At 37.7% G+C, this 18573-nt stretch carries 7 protein-coding genes; all 7 read right to left on the bottom strand.

The window, feature by feature from the left end; all coding sequences use genetic code 11:
• Positions 1-8: 8 nt before the first annotated feature.
• Complete coding sequence (locus AAHJ11_RS03950; RefSeq protein WP_148364556.1) at positions 9-1682, bottom strand: RagB/SusD family nutrient uptake outer membrane protein; 1674 nt, start codon at positions 1680-1682, stop codon at positions 9-11.
• Positions 1683-1699: 17 nt separating this feature from the next.
• Positions 1700-4843: a SusC/RagA family TonB-linked outer membrane protein gene (locus AAHJ11_RS03945; protein ID WP_148364557.1), complete on the bottom strand. Its 3144-nt coding sequence runs from the start codon at positions 4841-4843 to the stop codon at positions 1700-1702.
• A 24-nt stretch (positions 4844-4867) separates the two neighbouring features.
• On the bottom strand, positions 4868-7048 hold the full coding sequence (locus AAHJ11_RS03940; protein ID WP_148364558.1) for a surface glycan-binding family protein: 2181 nt from the start codon (positions 7046-7048) through the stop codon (positions 4868-4870).
• 18 nt (positions 7049-7066) lie between these two features.
• On the bottom strand, positions 7067-9175 hold the full coding sequence (hepC, locus tag AAHJ11_RS03935) for a heparin-sulfate lyase HepC (RefSeq protein WP_148364559.1): 2109 nt from the start codon (positions 9173-9175) through the stop codon (positions 7067-7069).
• A 249-nt stretch (positions 9176-9424) separates the two neighbouring features.
• A complete protein-coding gene (locus AAHJ11_RS03930) occupies positions 9425-11686 on the bottom strand; it encodes a glycosyl hydrolase family 95 catalytic domain-containing protein (RefSeq protein WP_148364560.1) in 2262 nt (753 codons plus the stop codon).
• Between the two features lie 16 nt (positions 11687-11702).
• Positions 11703-13838, bottom strand: a complete 2136-nt coding sequence (hepC, locus tag AAHJ11_RS03925) for a heparin-sulfate lyase HepC (protein WP_148364561.1) — start codon at positions 13836-13838, stop codon at positions 11703-11705.
• A gap of 590 nt (positions 13839-14428) precedes the next feature.
• Entirely contained in the window at positions 14429-18490 is a 4062-nt protein-coding gene (locus tag AAHJ11_RS03920) for a two-component regulator propeller domain-containing protein (RefSeq protein WP_148367974.1), read from the bottom strand.
• Positions 18491-18573 lie beyond the last annotated feature (83 nt).

Genomic DNA, 18573 nt, shown 5'->3' with positions numbered 1-18573 from the left:
TATTTAAATTACCACTTAGGATTTTGATTGAATAAAATACATAAATCCATATCTCGTTGTGGAATAGGGAATAACTCATGTTTACCATTAACTGTATATGTTGCCACAGAATAATTAGGAGAGCCAGCACTTTCCCACCAATAACCTAATTCTTTCGCAGTCTCTTGTATGGTATTATAATAAATACCCCAACGAACTAAGTCCATACGTCGATGACCTTCGAATGATAATTCATAACTACGTTCTTTACGAACTGCTTCACGGAATCCTTTTTCATCAAGCCCTTCTGTTAAATCACATGTACTTGTATTACCCGGGTTACCATAACCACGACGACGTACTGCATTAATAGCATTGTATGCATCGGTTGTAGGACCATGTTTCCATTCATTCAATGCTTCAGCATATAACAACAATACATCAGCATACCGTAAGAAGTACCAATTTACATTTGATTTATCATTATTAATGAAACTGTTGGTCGTTACATATTTCTGAATATCCCATTTGGCTGGGGTATAATTCTGTTTATTTTTTTGTGCTTTTGTCGGATCTGCATCTTTTGCAGCTGCACTTTCTTCCGTGTCACTAGCACTAGCTGCCCAAAGAGTTTTCTTTGTGTCAGTATATTGGTAGTTGGCTACGGACAAATCACGACGAATATCAGCTGTATTCTCTCTCCAGTCAAGTACAAATGTATGAACTACCTTTACGTTAGCAGCACAACTTCCACGAACACCAGCAATTGCAGTAGTTTTTACCCCATTCCATTTACCGATACGCCCTACTGGATCACTATTACCAGATACGGTTGGTGAGTAAAACGAAATTTCAATTAAGCTTTCAGTAGGATCCCAAACCCCATTACAAGTATTTTTCCATAATTGCTCATAATCTGTTAGTAGTCCATGTTTTCCAGATTCAATTAGGATACGTGCAGTTTTGGCCGCAGCCTCCCATTTGGATGTATCTTTCACTGGATCTCCTGCCCAAGTAGCATAGACTTTAGTAAGTAATCCTAATGCAGCTCCTTTTGAAAAACGGTATTCATTACTTTCACGATATTGGTCATCGATTGCATATGGTAATATATCAGATGCATATAACAAATCATCTTCAATGTACTCATAGACTTTTTCTGGGGCTGATTGTACATATGTTGCCGGATCTTGATTAGACATTTCTGTACTGGTCATCAAAACTACATTCCCAAATCGTCTTACTAACTCAAAATAAAACATAGCTCTTAATGCCCTGGCCTCTGCAATGTATATGGTTGCCAGTTTCTTATCAGTGTTAGTATACGATTCTATTTTGTTAGAAATACGTTCTAAAAAATCATTAGCCCTGTAGATACCTGTATAGAGTGCAGCCCATGTTTGCTGTACTTCTGATTGTGTTGTGGGAAATGAGTTCGTAGGAATTATACGAAAGTTTTCATTGCCACTTCCTTCTACCTGTGAAATGTCTGTTCCTAAATTGAATAGTATGGATAAATGATAACCATACATGGCATCTACAATGGTTGTACGGTATACGCCAAGTAATACATCCTTTGCTTCATCCGCATTGTTCATATAATTTTTCTTCTCTACTTCAGTTCTGGTTTCTTCCTCCAATGAACAAGAAAAAGGAAGTAAACACATTACTGATATGGCTATATAGTATATTATCTTTTTCATATTATATTTTTTGTGGATTAGAATTGAAGATCAATACCAAATGTAAATACTCTACTCTTCGGGTAGGCACCCCAGTCTAGTCCTGGAGTCATAGGGTTGCTGCTTGCACTATTAACTTCCGGGTCATAACCGCTGTATCCGCTTATGCAGAATAAATTCTGACCTGTTGCATATATGCGAAGCTTAGATGCATGAAACTTACGAGTCCATTTGTGTGGCAGTGTATATCCTAAAGTTATATTTTTTAAACGTAGGAATGAGCCATCTTCTATAAAGCGGGAATATACATCATTAACAATATATCCATCCTGTGAAGGAACTTTATTTGATGCATTTGTCGGACTCCAACGATCGGCAACTTCAGCCAACATATTTCTACGACCACTTCTGGATTGTGTAGCATACAAACGGGTAGCATTATATATGTCATTTCCATAATTGAACTGGAACATGAAACTGAAGTCTATACCTTTGTAATTAAATGTATTTGTAATACCACCATACCATTTGGGCATAGCATTACCAATAACGGTACGGTCATTAGTAGTAATAATGCCATCGCCATCCTGATCTTTATATTTCACAACACCCGGCTTAACACTACCATATCGTGCATTATTTGTGATTCCTTCTTTCAGAATCAACTGATTGTCAGGAGTTGTGTAAAAATCAGAACTTTGATAAATACCGTCAAATTCATATCCGTAAATAAGACCAAGTGACTGTCCGACTGTTGCAATATAGTCATATGCAGTAAAGTTGCTGTCGAATCCAGAACGTGCATACATTGACTCTACTCCTGAAGCTAATCCCTTCAACGTGTTTTTGATAAATGAGATGTTGAAGTTGGTCTGCCAAGTAAAGTTACGTGTCTGAATATTAGTAGAGTTAAGACTTAGCTCAATTCCTTTATTCTGGATCTTACCAATATTCTGCATTTGTGAATCGAATCCAGTAACATGTGCTAATGACTGTGCTAATAATAGATCTTTTGTATCTTTGATAAAGAAATCAGCTGTAACATTTAATCTGTTGTCAAAGAATCCTAAATCGACTCCTAAGTTAACACTGCTTGCGCCTTCCCATTTTAAATTAGCATTTTTCAATTGTTTGGGAGTTAGGACAGTAACAGTGTTGTTGCCAATTCCATATTTGTTTGCTTCATATAAATCCATGGAAAGATAATTGGAAATACGGTCATTTCCTACGATACCCCAACCTAGACGGACTTTAAAATTAGATACCCATTCAACATCTTTCATGAAAGCTTCTTCCGAAACACGCCATGCGGCTGAAAATGAGGGGAAGAATCCCCACTTATTTTTATTAGAGAATACAGTTGATCCATCGGCACGTACTGTAGCTGTAAATAAATACCGATTATCATAGTTGTAGTTTCCACGTGCAAAGAATGATAGAAGCGTTTTCTCGCTGTAACTACTTTCAACTCTACTCGGAGTAGCTCCCAGTCCCAGATAGTCGTTGCCTAAATTGTCAAAAGGGAAATCCATTGCTTCACCTAGTAAATATTCTGTGCTTTTAAAAGAAACTTCATGACCTAACATAATGTCATAGTTGTGCTTTTTTACCTTCTGTTTCCAAGTAAGGTTGTTGGAGTTTGTCCATCGTACGTCACGACCCATTTGTGTGCGTCCATAAGGTTTTTGACCATTACGGTATGCTTCTTTTGAACCATCTTTGTAGAATATATCTGTACGATTGTTGGTTGTATTGTAGGTCCCTGAAGTCTTGAATGTCAGTCCTTTAATGATCTGCCATGTTGCCGAAGCGTTTCCGGACCACATTTCTGCACGTTTATTATTTGTTACCGACTCGGTTTGTTTAACTGGGTTTACTTGGGCTAAACTTTCACCTGATTCGAGCATTTCAGGGTCAATAGCTGAAGCTAGGAGTTCTTCGTCTGTCAGTTTTAGTCCACCCGTGGGACGGGCACTTAATATTTGTGCAAGCATATTGAAGCGTCCGGAATCACCGGATGTACCTACACCTTCACGGTTTGTCAATGCATAGTTAACAGTAAAATTGAAGGAAAGGCTTTTACTTAATTTCTGATCAAGACGGAATTTACCTGTTGTTTTATTAAAACCACTATTTTTGAAAATACCATTTTCAATATAGCGTGAGAATGATGCATTATATTTAGTATCTTCCGTACCTCCCATAATTGATAAACTATGATCTTGTGACCACGTCGGATTGAATGTTTCATCTTGCCAGTTTACACCGCTTACACCAATATAGTCATCCAGGGATTGATAACGATAAGGGTTTCCGTCATCATCATTTCCTGTTTTAAAATAACTGTCGGAGTATTTAGAGTTTACTTCTCCTTGTAATTTAACGAATTCATATGGAGATAGGACATCTAATTTCTTTGATATTTTACGATAACTAGCTGAACCATTATAGTTAATAATAGGTTTCCCTATTTTTCCAGATTTAGTGCTGATCAATACGACTCCATTTGCTGCACGTGCACCATAAATAGCTGAAGAAGATGCGTCTTTCAGAATCTCAATAGACTCAATGTCAGAATTAGACAGATAGTCAATATCATCTACTTCAAAACCATCGACAATATAAAGTGGAGAGGAATCTCCCGTCAGAGTTCCGACACCACGGATATTAATACTGAAACCAGCACCTGGAGTACCATCTGTTGATGTGATTTGTACACCTGCGATTTGTCCTCCTAATGCGCCTGCCACTGAACTGGTTTTAAATCCTTCTACATCTTTGGCTGCTATAGAAGCTACGGAACCTGTTAAGTCACTGCGTTTCATTGTGCCATAGCCAACTACAACTACTTCATCTAGAGTTTGGTTGTCAGGAACCATTTTAATGTTGACGGTAGGTTGCCCGGTAAATTTAATTTCCTGTGTTTTGTATCCAATATATGAGAATGTAATAACAGCACCTTTATTGGCTTTAATTGTATAATTACCATCAAAGTCAGTTATACTTCCAGTTGAAGTTCCTTTTACTTGTACAGTAGCTCCGATGAGAGGAGTATCTGTTTCGTCTACAATAACACCTTTTAAAGTGGCATTCTGGGCATATAGGCTGATCGTTAGGATCAGTGTCAAGAGGGTGAACCACCCTCTTGTGCTAATTGATTTTATAAAATTTATATTGTACATAACGAGTATTTTTGCATGTATTTATTAGAATTTAGTATCAAACCAGATAAACATAGGAGAAACTCTTGCTCCACTAGCAGCTCCTTGAGGATCTTCTCCTTTGACGCTGTAAGTCATTTGACCAATCATTGCTCCATTAGCATTGCCATCTTTTGTGCGCCACATATTAGGATTAATATGTACCTTAAAGTCGGTCTGATCTATGTATCCTAGAGGTTTACTCAAATCTGTTATATTATCAAAATATGAGACAGGTTTTCTGGATGTACCTGCATCTATACTATATGAATTCCATAATGTAGATAAGAAATTGTTGACTCCTTGTGCTAATTGACCACTTATATGTGAATCGGGACCTGCTATGTTATAGTAGAAGAAATCACGTCTATAGTCTAATCTGAATGTTGATTTGTCTATATCGGTTCCTAAGCTTGGAGCTTCAGATACACCACCTTTCATCGGATTAACTTGGAAGACAAATGGAGTGTATTCTAATTGTACATTATTATCTGATAAAGTAGAGAAGTGGAAGAATACGGGTTGACTTACAGAAACTGCAGTTTTTCCTTCTCCTGCTGTAGCTGTAACCATAACCATACCACATTGTCCGGCTTTTAAACCTGTGATAGTAATTTGTCCGGTAGTAGCATCGATAGTTGCTTTTGTATTGTTGGGATTATGCTTCAATTCAACCTCCCATTTTAACGATTCCAATCCACCCGATGCATCTGTTGAAACTGGCGTAGGTTTGACTGTGTTGAGTTTAGCACCAGCTGCAATTCTAAATTGATCAGCGTAGTTCTCTATTGGCTGTAAGTTTAGATTGTTTCCATAACGGAAGAAGGTGAAATAATTCGGATTTTCTATAATCTTCAATGTAAATGTCGCAGTTTCTGAACCTTTGGTATTTGTTGCCATCACTTGAACGGTATACTGTCCGACAGGAATAGTATTACCTTTTTTAATAGTGATGTTGCCATCCAGATCAAGATTTAATTGTCCTTGAAGTTCAGTTGCGAGGTCTATGAACTCATATTTCACTTCATCACCTTTGAAGTTGTCATTCTTCTGAATATCAATTTCTACAGCTTGAACTTCTTCTACATTAGTATATCCGAAATTGGCTATCGGCTCTATAAATTCGACTGCATTTAATGTGAGTACATTTTCAAATACGACCCCTTCTGTAGAGTATTCGTTTATAACTTTGACACTGATTTCGTATTTTTCTCCATCTTTGAAACCATGATGCGCAGCCACAGACAATACTCCAGTTGTTGGATCTATAGTAATTTTGTCTGTACTTGGGCTTATTGAGCTGATGCTGTAAGTCAACCCTTCTGTAGAACCTTTCAGTACTGGTGGGTTGCTCTGGAAAGTTGTTTCCGGACTAAGCTCTCCCTCTTCTTCTATTTTACCTTCATTGGGAGTATATGTTAGAGACAGAGGTCTGGAAGTGACATTAATTTCCAATGCATTTTCAAAAATACCCATTTCAGGATCTTCTCCAGTCGCTGCTGTTGTTAACTTGAATGATAAGATGTATTTGCCAGGTTGGATATTCTGGTTACCTTTGATAATTGATATTTCGCCGGTTTCCGAAACTGTAAAATAAGTGTCTGGGTCTTCTATTATAGTTTCATTCCATACAACGGAAGCAATTGTGTAGTTTGTAATGGAAATATGATTACCTTCCGTTGTTATTTGTGAGGTCGGTAATTCTTGACTGCTTTCAGTATCAATAATATCTGCATATTCTACCTGAAGTTTTTCAGGAATGGCTTTGATGCCATCTGGCACAGGTTTCATCATATTGATTTCTACAATATCTGCATATTCGTATCTGCTACCATTAGAATAGCAAGAGATAGATAACTTGTACAAGCCTACTGGAGTATTGCCTGTACTATTTAATGTGATTTTTCCTGTTTCTGAATCAATGGTAAAGATATTGCCAGAAAAGGCTTCTCCATCGAGTGTTATTTTGGTAATACTAAAATCGTATGGAGTACTACCTTTGTAAGTCGGACTACTGATAATTCCTGTCATGGAAGGGCCGATATCAGTCATACCTGTGTAGTAAATAGTAAACTTCGTAGAGTCAGTGGTTTCCGTATCAGTACAAGAACTATTGACTACTGTCAATATGATTACTATGAGTGTTCCTAGTAATCTTGAAGTAATGTTTAGTAATTTAGATCTCATATTTTAAGAGTTATTAGTTTATAAGGTATATGATAATGGGTATATAGTTCCTCCTACATTTACTTCTATAGATACGCTATTTTCACTATATCCGTTATCTGTGAAATGAGCAGATATGTTATTTATATCAGTGCTTTTTTTAACTGGTATGATAACTGTGATATAACGCGCTGTTTCATTAGATTCTTTATTCATATCTATAGTATATGATTGCCGGTCATTATAGTTACCGTCAACAAGATATGCTATGCGTCCTGTAAAAGGTGAACAGGTTATCTCCTTATTGGCAAAAGTACGTACAATGATATTATTGTCATTGCTAAATGCTGTATGAACACCGTTTTCTTCTTTGTCCATAACTACTTCGGTACTACTACCTTCACAAAGATTAAAGCTTAGATTTACAGTACCTTCAGCACTCCCAATGCCTTCGTCTACCAGTACGAAAAATTCTTTATTTACATAAAATACAGCACGACGGTGTTTTAAGTTGTCATATCCTTGATTCTCAAATACAACAAGTTCTGTTGCACCTTCTTCAGATTTTAAAAGTTTGCCTTCGGCCTTTTTTATGTTTTGCTTCCCTAATGATAATGTATTATGCTTGTCAATACCGCGAAACCAATAACGTAGTGTGTTGTCGCCACCAGTACTGTAATAGGTACATACTCCTGAATCGGGGAAGAAATTACGCCCATTGTGATAAAGTTCAAATGTTCCATTGTCAGGTTGATTATGGCTGTATGCACTGATAGAGTTGGAGGCGTCATTACTTTTATTATTACTTAAAATCATGACAGTAGAGCCATACGTCCAGCCGTTGCGTAATACGTAATATCCTGCTTGGTCAAATAATTTCATATCGTTATTTGGAGTATGTCCTTGGGGAGTACCACCGTTACCTGCAGTTTGCATGTATTTAAGTTCCTCACTGTTAGGGAACATTTCTACATATTGTTTGAAATTTGTATTTTTAAGTACATTACGTGTCCGACTCCATGAATCATTAAACATGGGTACTACATTATCAGAACCTTTGCTAAAATAGTTGGGATAAGTGAAATGCATTACTACTTCAGCTGCTTTGCGAAGTGGTTCTGTAAAATTACTAGGCAATTTACTGGAAAGTTGGTTTGCCTCTGCTAATTTCATAGCCTCATAGAAATCTGCTACAATACTTATATGATAATGAAGAGACATTTCTTTATGCCATCCATCACTCATTATCTGATTTTGTACTTCTTCACTAAGTATTTGGTAACCAGTTTCCATCCATTTTTCAGCATTTTTGAATTCCGGCATTAATGTTCCGGCAGTTGCCAGTGCATTAGCTTGTGATATCAGAATATTACCTCCTGATTCATAAGGATAATCAACAAGAAAGTCAGCTTGCTCTGCAAACTCTACTAAAAAAGTAGTAAGCCATTCTGGTGTGAAATTAATAGAGTTTTTGAAGTATTCCAATAATTGTACTTGATCATTGATACGGGTTGCTACTTGTAATTGCCACCAAGACGTTGTGTTTGTACCGCTTTCCGGTTTAGGATTTTGGTCTATCCAATTATTATATACCTCAATCCATGATTGAATGTATTTTTCATTTCCGCTAATTCGATAGGCTTTAGCCTGTGGAATAAACCATTGATGGCGATGTAGTTGTTTCTGATACTCGTCAGAGGCACCTTCTGGAGAAAATGTCCAATTAATCGTTCCATCTTTCTTTAAAGAATATGGTTTCAATGTTTCTTGATCTTCATAGAAATTGTTTACATGAAAGCGATAGTCCTCCAATGCATAATCCGCTTTTGTTTGATCTGCTTCTGAGATTGTTACATTAATTAAGGACAAATTGGGATTAGTAACATTAGTTCTTGTTCTGTAGTATTCCAATAAAGCATTGGCCGCGTAATAATATTCCCCTGTTTCATAGAATTCTTTCACTTTTTCTAATCCGGGATAATTAAGGTTGATAATGTCGAATACGTTGGTATTTACAACATCATTGGGCTTAGAATCGGGAAGTAGATCTATATCTACATTTCCTCCGGTTAATAGATCGTCGTCATCGTCTGCGCATCCTGTAAAAGCGAAAAGCGCACATAAACAAATAAAGAAGATGTTCTTCATACTTTATTAGGTTTTAATTATTAAAAGTTATATTTTACTGTTTGCAAAATTAGCTTATTAAATTATAGACTATAGTCTACCTTGTTCACACTTTGTTCAAAAATGATTTTTTTGATATTAAATTTGTTGAATCATATGTTATTTCTGTCTAAAAAACTGTTGTGGAACTGATAGAAGGCTATTTTTGTATCATAATGTAATCTAATCTACCAGTGTTTACAAGGTTGGTTTTGTACATTTTTAGGTGTTCTATTGGATGATTTTTAATCCATAATGATTTTTGGAAGTATGAGGAATCGGAGAAATAATAAAATCTGGCTTTTCTCCTTGAGGGGAAATGTAGACCTCTTCTCCTTTTTTTAAATCAATCCGATAAGTATTGCTTTCGAGTGATTGTACAGTGAAGTCTCTTTCTCCTTTAAAGATAGGGTTAACTATATCAGTCGTTATAATGCAAGGTTCTCCAGCCAGACTTTTGATATGGATGAATTGTGTTTTTCCCTGTTTTCTGCTAGCAGAAACTTTGAACGCTCCTTCCGTACGCAGACCGGAATAGGCGATGTCTTTCCATGCATCAGGAATAGCTGGAAAAATGCGGATTTTTCCACCCCAACTTTGTAGTAGCATGTCGTGAATACTTTGAGCACCGGAAAGAGGCGTTTCAATAACAGGACCGCTCTCCCTATACATGGTGGTTGGACTGAGAAACTTGCCAAATAATTTGTTTAAATAAGTTAGTGCGTCATTTCCCTTTCCGATGGCAGAGGATATGGAAGATGCACCTGTACATGAATAACCTAAGAGAGCTTTGGGCTTGCTTTGCCAGAAAGTGAGTGATTTTTCAATCGTTTCGATACCGCCCGGCTGTTCTTTATTGATAAGGTACAGCGGATAGATGGCGAGTAGATGCGAATAATGTCTATGAGAGAATGCATATGGCATATCTTTCCCAATAAGTAATCCATTCTTATCCATAGGATAAGGAGTTAGATTATAAAGGACGTCTTTCCATGTATTAGCCAATGGATCTTGAATGTTCAGACGATGGGCTGATTCCAATAGAGTTTGGCATCCCCAACGTAATAATGCAAGATCAAAATTACAATCTTCCGTACTATCGTACTCAGGAGAATAAGTTGCCGGAAGGTGAAATTTCCCATCTTCTCCTTTTTTAAGAAAATGCAGGTAGTAGTTGATTGACTCTTTTAATAAAGGAAATAGTTTATTCCGTAGAATGTCATCATCCATTTTATGACGGTAGATAAGCCATAGGTTGTGACAGGCCCATGGGAGCAGGCCTACTTGCGCTTTACCTTTTCCGGGAATACCTACTTCTGTAGTCATACATTCCAAATTGGAAGCGACTCCTATGCCTAATGAATTATGACGATAATTAGGATGAATGTTGAGACGTAACTGGTCTATGTGATTGTAAAGTGCATTTTCTAAAGAGGCTGCGAGATCTAAATGGTCGGAAGCATTTAGTGCCCAGTATGTGAGCTGTACATTGAGGTTCCACCAAGCATTTGGCCAGGGAGTTTCCGTCAGCCATGGACCTGTATTGTCTATTAGAGCACGGTCGCTACGGGTAGCAGAAGCTAGTTTGTACATTTGAATCCAATAAAAGTTCTCTTTTTGTGCTTCCGGTAATGTGATGAAGCTACTTGGATAAAAGGAATTCCACCATTTACGATGTGTCTTTTGCAAGGATGGATAGCCTTCGCTTATAGCTTTCCGGATTTCAGTTTTACATATTTCACTCGAATTATTTTGAGGATATGTATGTGTAAGGTTTATCCATAAGGTACGTTCCTTTTTAGTTGATTGAGTCTCTTTCCAGCCTACTGTTGTTTCACCACCTGCCAATAACTTCTGAACAGATAAGTTGATATCTTCTTTTCGAGTGATTGTTGGTGCAGGATTGAGTTCATAGTCTTTGGGAATTTTATTGATTTGTCCCCGCCTTTTAAAAAGTAGATAGCGGGGGCTATTGGCTTCAGCCGCTACCCATTCCCATTTGAAGTCATGTTCTTCTCCTTCTGTAGTTGCTTTTACTGCTATTATCATATTGTCAGCATGGGCAAAGGTTTGTAGGTGGATAACCCCTTTGGTGGTGATAATATCTGTTGATGCTTCGGCATTCCAAAGGTCAAGGCGCATCTTACCGCTGATTATTTCTCCTCTAGGATGCAGGGCAAAGTAACCGGTAAGTAGTCGGGGGATCCCGAATACATCTCTTTTTGTACGATGGTCATGCACATCACAGTTACCGGTTTCCAGACGCAAGTAGTTTTCACCGGGTGCTTTGTAGATCATTAATCCTAATTTGCCGTTGCCTAGATAAGCTGATTCATACCAGTATTCTGGCAGCTTTTCCCATACCATATCTTGCTGGCTCATGAATTCAGGCCAATTAATATCCTGTTTAAGAGTTGTAGAATGGGCGTCTACAGTGAAAGAACAGATTAAAAATAGAAAGATACAGTTAAGGTATTTACGTCGAATATTCATAGTGCTATCTCTTATATTAATTCTTAAGTTCGTAATTTAGATTATATGTTTCATTATCAATTGTCACTTCAATAGAAACATTATCTGAATCTGAAGGATTATCTGTGAATTTAGCGTTAATCTTGTGATTGAAAGCTGTTGTTACCGGATATAATATGGTAATATAACGTACGGATGTGTTTTTCTTTTTCTCCATAACTAATGAATAAGCTTTTCTGACAGAGAATTTTCTATCTGTCTGATATGAGATTCGTCCCTCAAAAGGTTTTAATACAATGTCTTGATTCCCAAAACTGCGAATAAGCAAGTTGTTATTATCTTCAAAAGTTGTATGCGCACCCATCTCTTGAATATCCAAATTGACATTGTTGACTGATGTCTCGTCACAAAGATGGAAATATAATTTGGAATATCCGGTAGCTGCTCCAAAGCCTTCATCTACAAAAGCGAAGAATTCGACAGGCTTTTTCACATAGAAGATGGCACGGCGGTGTTTGAAGTTACTATATCCTTGATTTTCTGTTATTATTAGTTGTTGGTTATCGTTTTCTTCTGATAATAATAGTTTGCCTTGTGCCTTGTTGATGTCTTCGGTTCCGGTGGCTTCATGCTCTTCCAATTGTCCCAAAACCATAGTATTGTGCGCTTTGGTCTGACGGAACCACCTGCGTAATTCCATTACTTCCGTATCATTTTCTTTCATATATGAACAAACGCCGGAATCCGGAAAGAAGTTGCGACCATTGTGATATAGTTCGAACGTCCCATTGTCGAGTTGGTTGTGACTTGAATCTTCTAATTTGGAAGATACATTGTTGCTGTGTACCAACATTGTTGATTGGGGAGTCCAGCCATTGCGTAATACATAGAATCCAGAGTATTCGAACGTTTTGATTTTGGTATCGGGTGGAGTTCCTTTTCCGTATGTTTTCATGTAGTCAAGTTCTGAATCATCCGGGAACATTTTGGCATATTTTACGAAGTTCTTGTTCAGTACACTGCGTGTTTTTATCCACGAATCGTTGAATGCAGGACTGCAATCCTTACTTCCTTTAATGAAGTAGCTAGGATATGTAAAGTGCATGACGACTTTAGTGGCTTTCAGCAAGACGTTGTCGAGTTCTGGAGAAAGCAGGTTGTCCGGTAGCTTATTTAATTGGATTAATCTCTTTAAATCATATAGCCCGTCCACTATACCTATGTGATAGTGGAGTGAGAGATCATTCGTCATCCCATCTCTTAAAAACAATTTTGTGGTTTGCTCATTAATGATGTTACATCCTGTTTTTTGCCACTGTGGGGCATTTTTTAGTTCGGGGAATAAGGTTCCTGCAAAGACTAATGCTACTGCTTGGCTTAGTAGAATATTGTTTTCTCCGGTGTATTTGTACATGGACAAATAGTCGGCGTGTTCTGCAAAGTGTATGAGGAAAAAAGAAAGCCATTCGGTTGTGAAGTTGGGAGAGGACTTGAAATGCTCGAATGATTCTGTTTGTCCCATGATACGTGTGGATACCTGAAGTTGATACCATTTGAACTTGTCCGGTTTTCCATCAGGTTTGGGGTTCTTGGCAATCCAGTCGGTATATACTTCTTTCCATGAATATATGTATTTTTCATCGTGAGAGTTTTGGTAAGCTTTCCCTTGAAGGGGCATCCAGTTATGACGATGTAATTGTTTTTGATATTCATTGTCGGCTCCTTTGGGAGCAAATTCCCAGTTAATTGTTTTATCGTTGTTTTGCAATGAATAAGGGATCTTTCTGGTTTTGTCTTCCAGATAATTGTCATTGACATAAAAGCGATATTCGTTTATTGCATAGTCGGCATATCCTTGTTCCGTTTCATTAAGGGTAGTAGATAGGTTTGGATTTATTATCTCTGTTCTATTCTTGTAATAGGTGAGCAGCTTTTTCAGGGCAGCATCACTGTCATCGGTTTCATACAGAGATTTTACCTCCTCCAATCCGGGATAATCAAGATTGAGTATTTCAAATAAATATTCTTCAGTATTCTCTTTCGGAGGTGTCGGTTCCTCTTTTGACGGAATGTCATTGTTCTCTTTTTGAGGGATATCATTATCAGTACATCCTACGATTGTAAAGACAAAGACTAGCAATATATTAATCCGGAAACCGTTTTTGAAATTCATAGTATAAATTTTAGTTTGGATAGATTTTAATTTATATGAGAGCTGGTTATTAACTCTATGCAAATATATGGGGTAAAGTAGCTTTGTTGCTAATAGTTTTATCGAATAGTATATCAAATTTGTGCAATGATTCTGCTTGATATATATAAAGGACAGTATTCTTTCTCTAAATGATGCAGAAGTATTAACGATTTCATCTAATTGAATTTTATAAATCATGCTATCTTTTTAGTAACTTCTTTTAATTAGTTTAGTCAGTTACAGTTAGACAACTCGCTGGTTGCAGTTGTGTATCTACTTAGATGGACAAGTGTAACTTGATGGTTGCACAACTGCAGTTCACTAATGAAAGCAATAGACGGAATTCTTGGATAATGGATTGATAAATAAAGTATTATATGCAAAATGCAGTTTTCTTTCGGAAAAAAGCAAAATCATCCTGTTCTTTTTTGTAAACTAATCTTTATTTTACTCTATTTTTAGGGTTAAATAGCTGATTTTTAGTTCTGCCACATTTTTATATTTCCCCCTATAATACTTAGAATAAATACAATAATGTGGCAGGTTATGGATTTATGATTTCTCTGGAATTATCCTTTTGCTTTCTTGATATACTCCGTAGGCAAACATCCGAAATACTTCTTGAAACTCGTAGCAAAGTAAGAAGGTGTATTGAAACCTACCATTGTGCTAACTTCTGCTATCGTGTAGCGACCATCTTTTAATAATTTGGCCGCTTCATTGAAACGGATCTTTCGTATAAAGTCAATAGTCGATTCGCCTGTAATAGCTTTCAATTTGAGATGTAGATTAGAACGGCTCATGTTCATTTCTCTGGCAAACTCGTCAGTAGAGAATTCAATATTATCCATATTTTTTTCTACAATGGCTACGGCACGTTTCAGTAAGGCTTCATCCATGGCGTTAAACGTAATCTTTTCCGGTTCCACTTCCAGAGATTTAGAATACCGTTCAAGCATACGTCTGCGGGTACGCATCATATTCTGTATCTTCGTAGTCAGGATAGCCAGCGAGAATGGTTTCGGGATATAATCATCCGCACCCATTTGCAGACCTTCCATCTGGTCTTTGACTTCGCTTTTAGCAGACAGGATAATCACGGGAATATGACAGGTACGGATATTTTGCTTCACATTCTTACATAATTTAATACCATCCATCACAGGCATCATGACATCAGTTACAATGATGTCAACTTCATTGTCTTTCAGTTTTTCCAAAGCTTCTTCACCATTCCCGGCTTCCAGCGTATTGAAAAGTTCGGCAAGTCCGCTACTAAGATAATGGCGGATTTCATTATTGTCCTCTACAATAAGAATAGTGCCACGCTTCTTGTCACCGGCTTCGATCGTTTCGCTTTCGATCTTTTCCGTATCAATGAAATACATTTCTTTCGAATTGGTGGAATATACCTGACCTTCCTCATTCAGACTGTCATTAGAAGCCAGTTCGGAGGACTTATAGGTATTTATGTCTTGTGGCAGATAAACAGAGAAAGTGCTGCCTTTGCCCTCTTCACTGTCCAATTCGATACGGCCATGGTGTAATTCTACCAGACGTTGTACCAATGAAAGACCGATACCACTTCCTACGTGCTCACTCTCTATCTGATAAAAACGTTCGAATATTTTTCCCTGTTTGTTGATAGGAATGCCGATGCCGGTGTCACTAACCTGCAGTACCAGCCAATTATTCTCCTCTTTCAATGTCACAGTGATGCTTTGACCGCTTTCCGTATATTTGAAAGCATTTGAAAGCAGGTTATTAACAATCAGTTCCAGATAATTAGGATCAAAAAGTTCCTCTTTATCTTCCAATTCAGAATGGAGAGTATAAGTAATCTTTTTGTGGCGTGCCAGTTTATCATAGAACAAGAAATTATCTTGTATTAGTTGATGCGCATTCTCTTTCTTAACTTTCAACTCGAAAACTCCCAATTCGGCTCGGCGATAATCCATCAGTTGGTTCACAAGATGTAGCAGACGATTAGCATTACGTTGGATATATTCCAGTTGATTACGAGTCCAACGGTCACTGATCTTATTGATTATTTCTTGTAAAGGAGCCAAGATAAGAGTCAACGGCGTACGAAGTTCATGGGAAATATTGATGAAGAAGCGCATCTTCATCTGGTTGATTTCTTCTTGATGCTCCTTGTCTTTGCGCTCGAGCTCCAGTTTTGCCTCCATGCTCTTCCGCATCCAGAAGAAGCGGAAGACGAAAGTGATAAAGCCGATAAAAACAGCAAGGAAAAGCATGATTGCCCACCAAGTCTTGTACCATATAGGGAGAACTATGATTTCCAACATTGTAGGTACGGTATTCCATTTTCCGTCACTATTAGCTGCTTTCACCAGAAAATGATAAGTACCTTGCGGCAAGTTGGAGTAGGAGACAGTACGTTTGTCTGTCAGATAATACCACTCTTTATCATATCCTTCCAATTTATAAGCGAAAGTATTGTGTTGACCTGAAATATAGTTGGATACCACAAATTCAATAGTGAAAGCTGTTTGCCATGATTTTAGCGTGATACTTTCTGTTTCATTGATATTCTTAGTCAGGATACCGGTTTCATCATCCGGACGGACTGTCTTGTTAAACAGTTGAAGTTTAGTGATAACTACCGGAGGAGTGTAAGGGTTGTCCAGTAGGAGTTCCGGGCGGAAAGTTGTGATACCGTTGATACCCCCGAAGTACATTTGCCCATTAGAGGTGCGGCAGAATGAAGAAGTATTAAACTGATTACTCTGCAACCCGTCGGATTCCGTAAAATTACGGAACTTCTCTGTCTCCGGATTGAAACAGGAGATACCGCGGTTGGTGCTTACCCAGAGACGCCCGAAGGTATCTTCCAGAATACCGTAGACCACATTATTGGGTAAACCGTTAGCTGTTGTATATCGTTTGATTTTCTTCTCTTTTTCATTAAAACTGTAGAAACCTTCACGCGTACCTACCCAAATGATGCCATTGGCAGCTTCATAAATGCAATTGGTAAACATCTTTGTTACAGATGATTCCGGAAGAATAGGAGCTTTTTCTATTTCGATCCCTTCCTGCTGAAAGACTGATATACCTTCTTCGCCACCGATCCAAAGACGTTTACGGGAATCTCTGAACAGGATTGTGATTCGTTGTGAAGTAAATGGCGTACCGTCTTTTTCTTTATCTATAGTGGTAAAGCTCCGTTTCTCCGGATTAAAACTAACCAGCGCACTTAAAGTTCCTAATAAAATACTACCCTCCTTGTCAGGAAGAATGGCATATACATTTTCATTGACCAACTGGCTATTCAGCTGATTGAAACTTTCCATTTGTCCACTGTTACGGTGGAGAACAGTCAGACCACCCGCATGTGTTCCTATATATACAAGTGATTTTTGTTCATCTACATATACAGCTTTGATATTGTTGGAACCAATACCGATTTCCCGTTCGTCTTCCTGTAGAATATAGTGTGTAAATTGTTGTGTCTTTGGGTTATATAGATTCAATCCACCATCATTCGTTCCTATCCATAAGTTCTTATTCTTATCTTCGGTAATGCAACTGACTACATTGTCACTTAAAGAATTCTTATATGGAATACGCTGAATATTCTTGAATCTGTTGCGGATCGGATGATAATAATTTAGTCCTCCGAAATATGTTCCAAGCCACATTCCGCCCTGCGAATCCATAAAGATACTGCGGACCGAACGCTGTGACAGACTCCCGCTTTCTACCGGACTGCTGCTATAAGAAACGAAAGAATCGTTTGCTTCATGATAAATGTTTAAATCATTGAATGTTCCTATCCATAGGCGATTTTGCGAATCCAGTGCCAGGGAACGGATATAATTGGAACTGATACTTTTAGGATTGGAAGAAGAATGATGATAAGCTTTTACTTCTTGCGTTTTCGGATTGAGTAGAAGTAGACCGGCTCCTTCGGTAGCTATCCAGATGCGGGTAGGGGATTGCTGTAAAATGGCCTGAATCTGTTTAGTTCCTGTTATCGGACTAATTTTCTCCAGTTTCTTTTGGGGAATGGAATAGCTGTAAAGCCCGTCAACAGGGGTACCGATATAGATAATATCACCATTCCGGTAAAGAGCAGAAGCCACTATCTTATGCATGGCTGTGCTAAAAGAATCATCAACGAATCGTGATTCTTTAATATCGAACATAGTCAGACCTTCCTGTGTACTTATAAGCAACTGCTCAGGCGAGATTTCTGCAATACCATTGATTTGCTGTTTCTTGCCTTTTTTCTCATAGAAGAAATTCCTGAACTTGTCTTTCTCTTCGTCATAATATGACAAACCATCCCGTGTACCGATCCAAACCCGTCCCTGACTGTCGGTCTTTACGATTCGGGAAATATCATTAGCGATACTGTTCGGATCATCTTCATTATGCTGATAAACTGTAAATGAATACCCATCGTACTTGTTTACTCCGTCATAAGTTGCGAACCACATATTGCCTCGTTGGTCCTGATCGATAGAGAATACGGTACTTTGTGACAATCCTTCATTAATAGAGATATAGGAGAAGTTGATTTGCTCCGGAATATCAGAAAAAGCATAATTAACTCCTGCACATAGAAAAAGTAGACAGATTGTTATTTTGTTAAGGCTGCTCATTATTAGTTCATAAGATTAATAATGGCATCAAAGATAGTGAAATCTTTGATATACCCCATGAATTGACCGGAAAACTATACAAT

It is taken from the genome of Bacteroides sp. 90-K9/2 (assembly GCF_047310725.1).
GTDB classification, from domain to species: Bacteria; Bacteroidota; Bacteroidia; order Bacteroidales; family Bacteroidaceae; genus Bacteroides; species Bacteroides vicugnae.
Note: the sequence above shows the minus strand (reverse complement) of the source record. Positions and strands in the feature narration are given on the sequence as shown.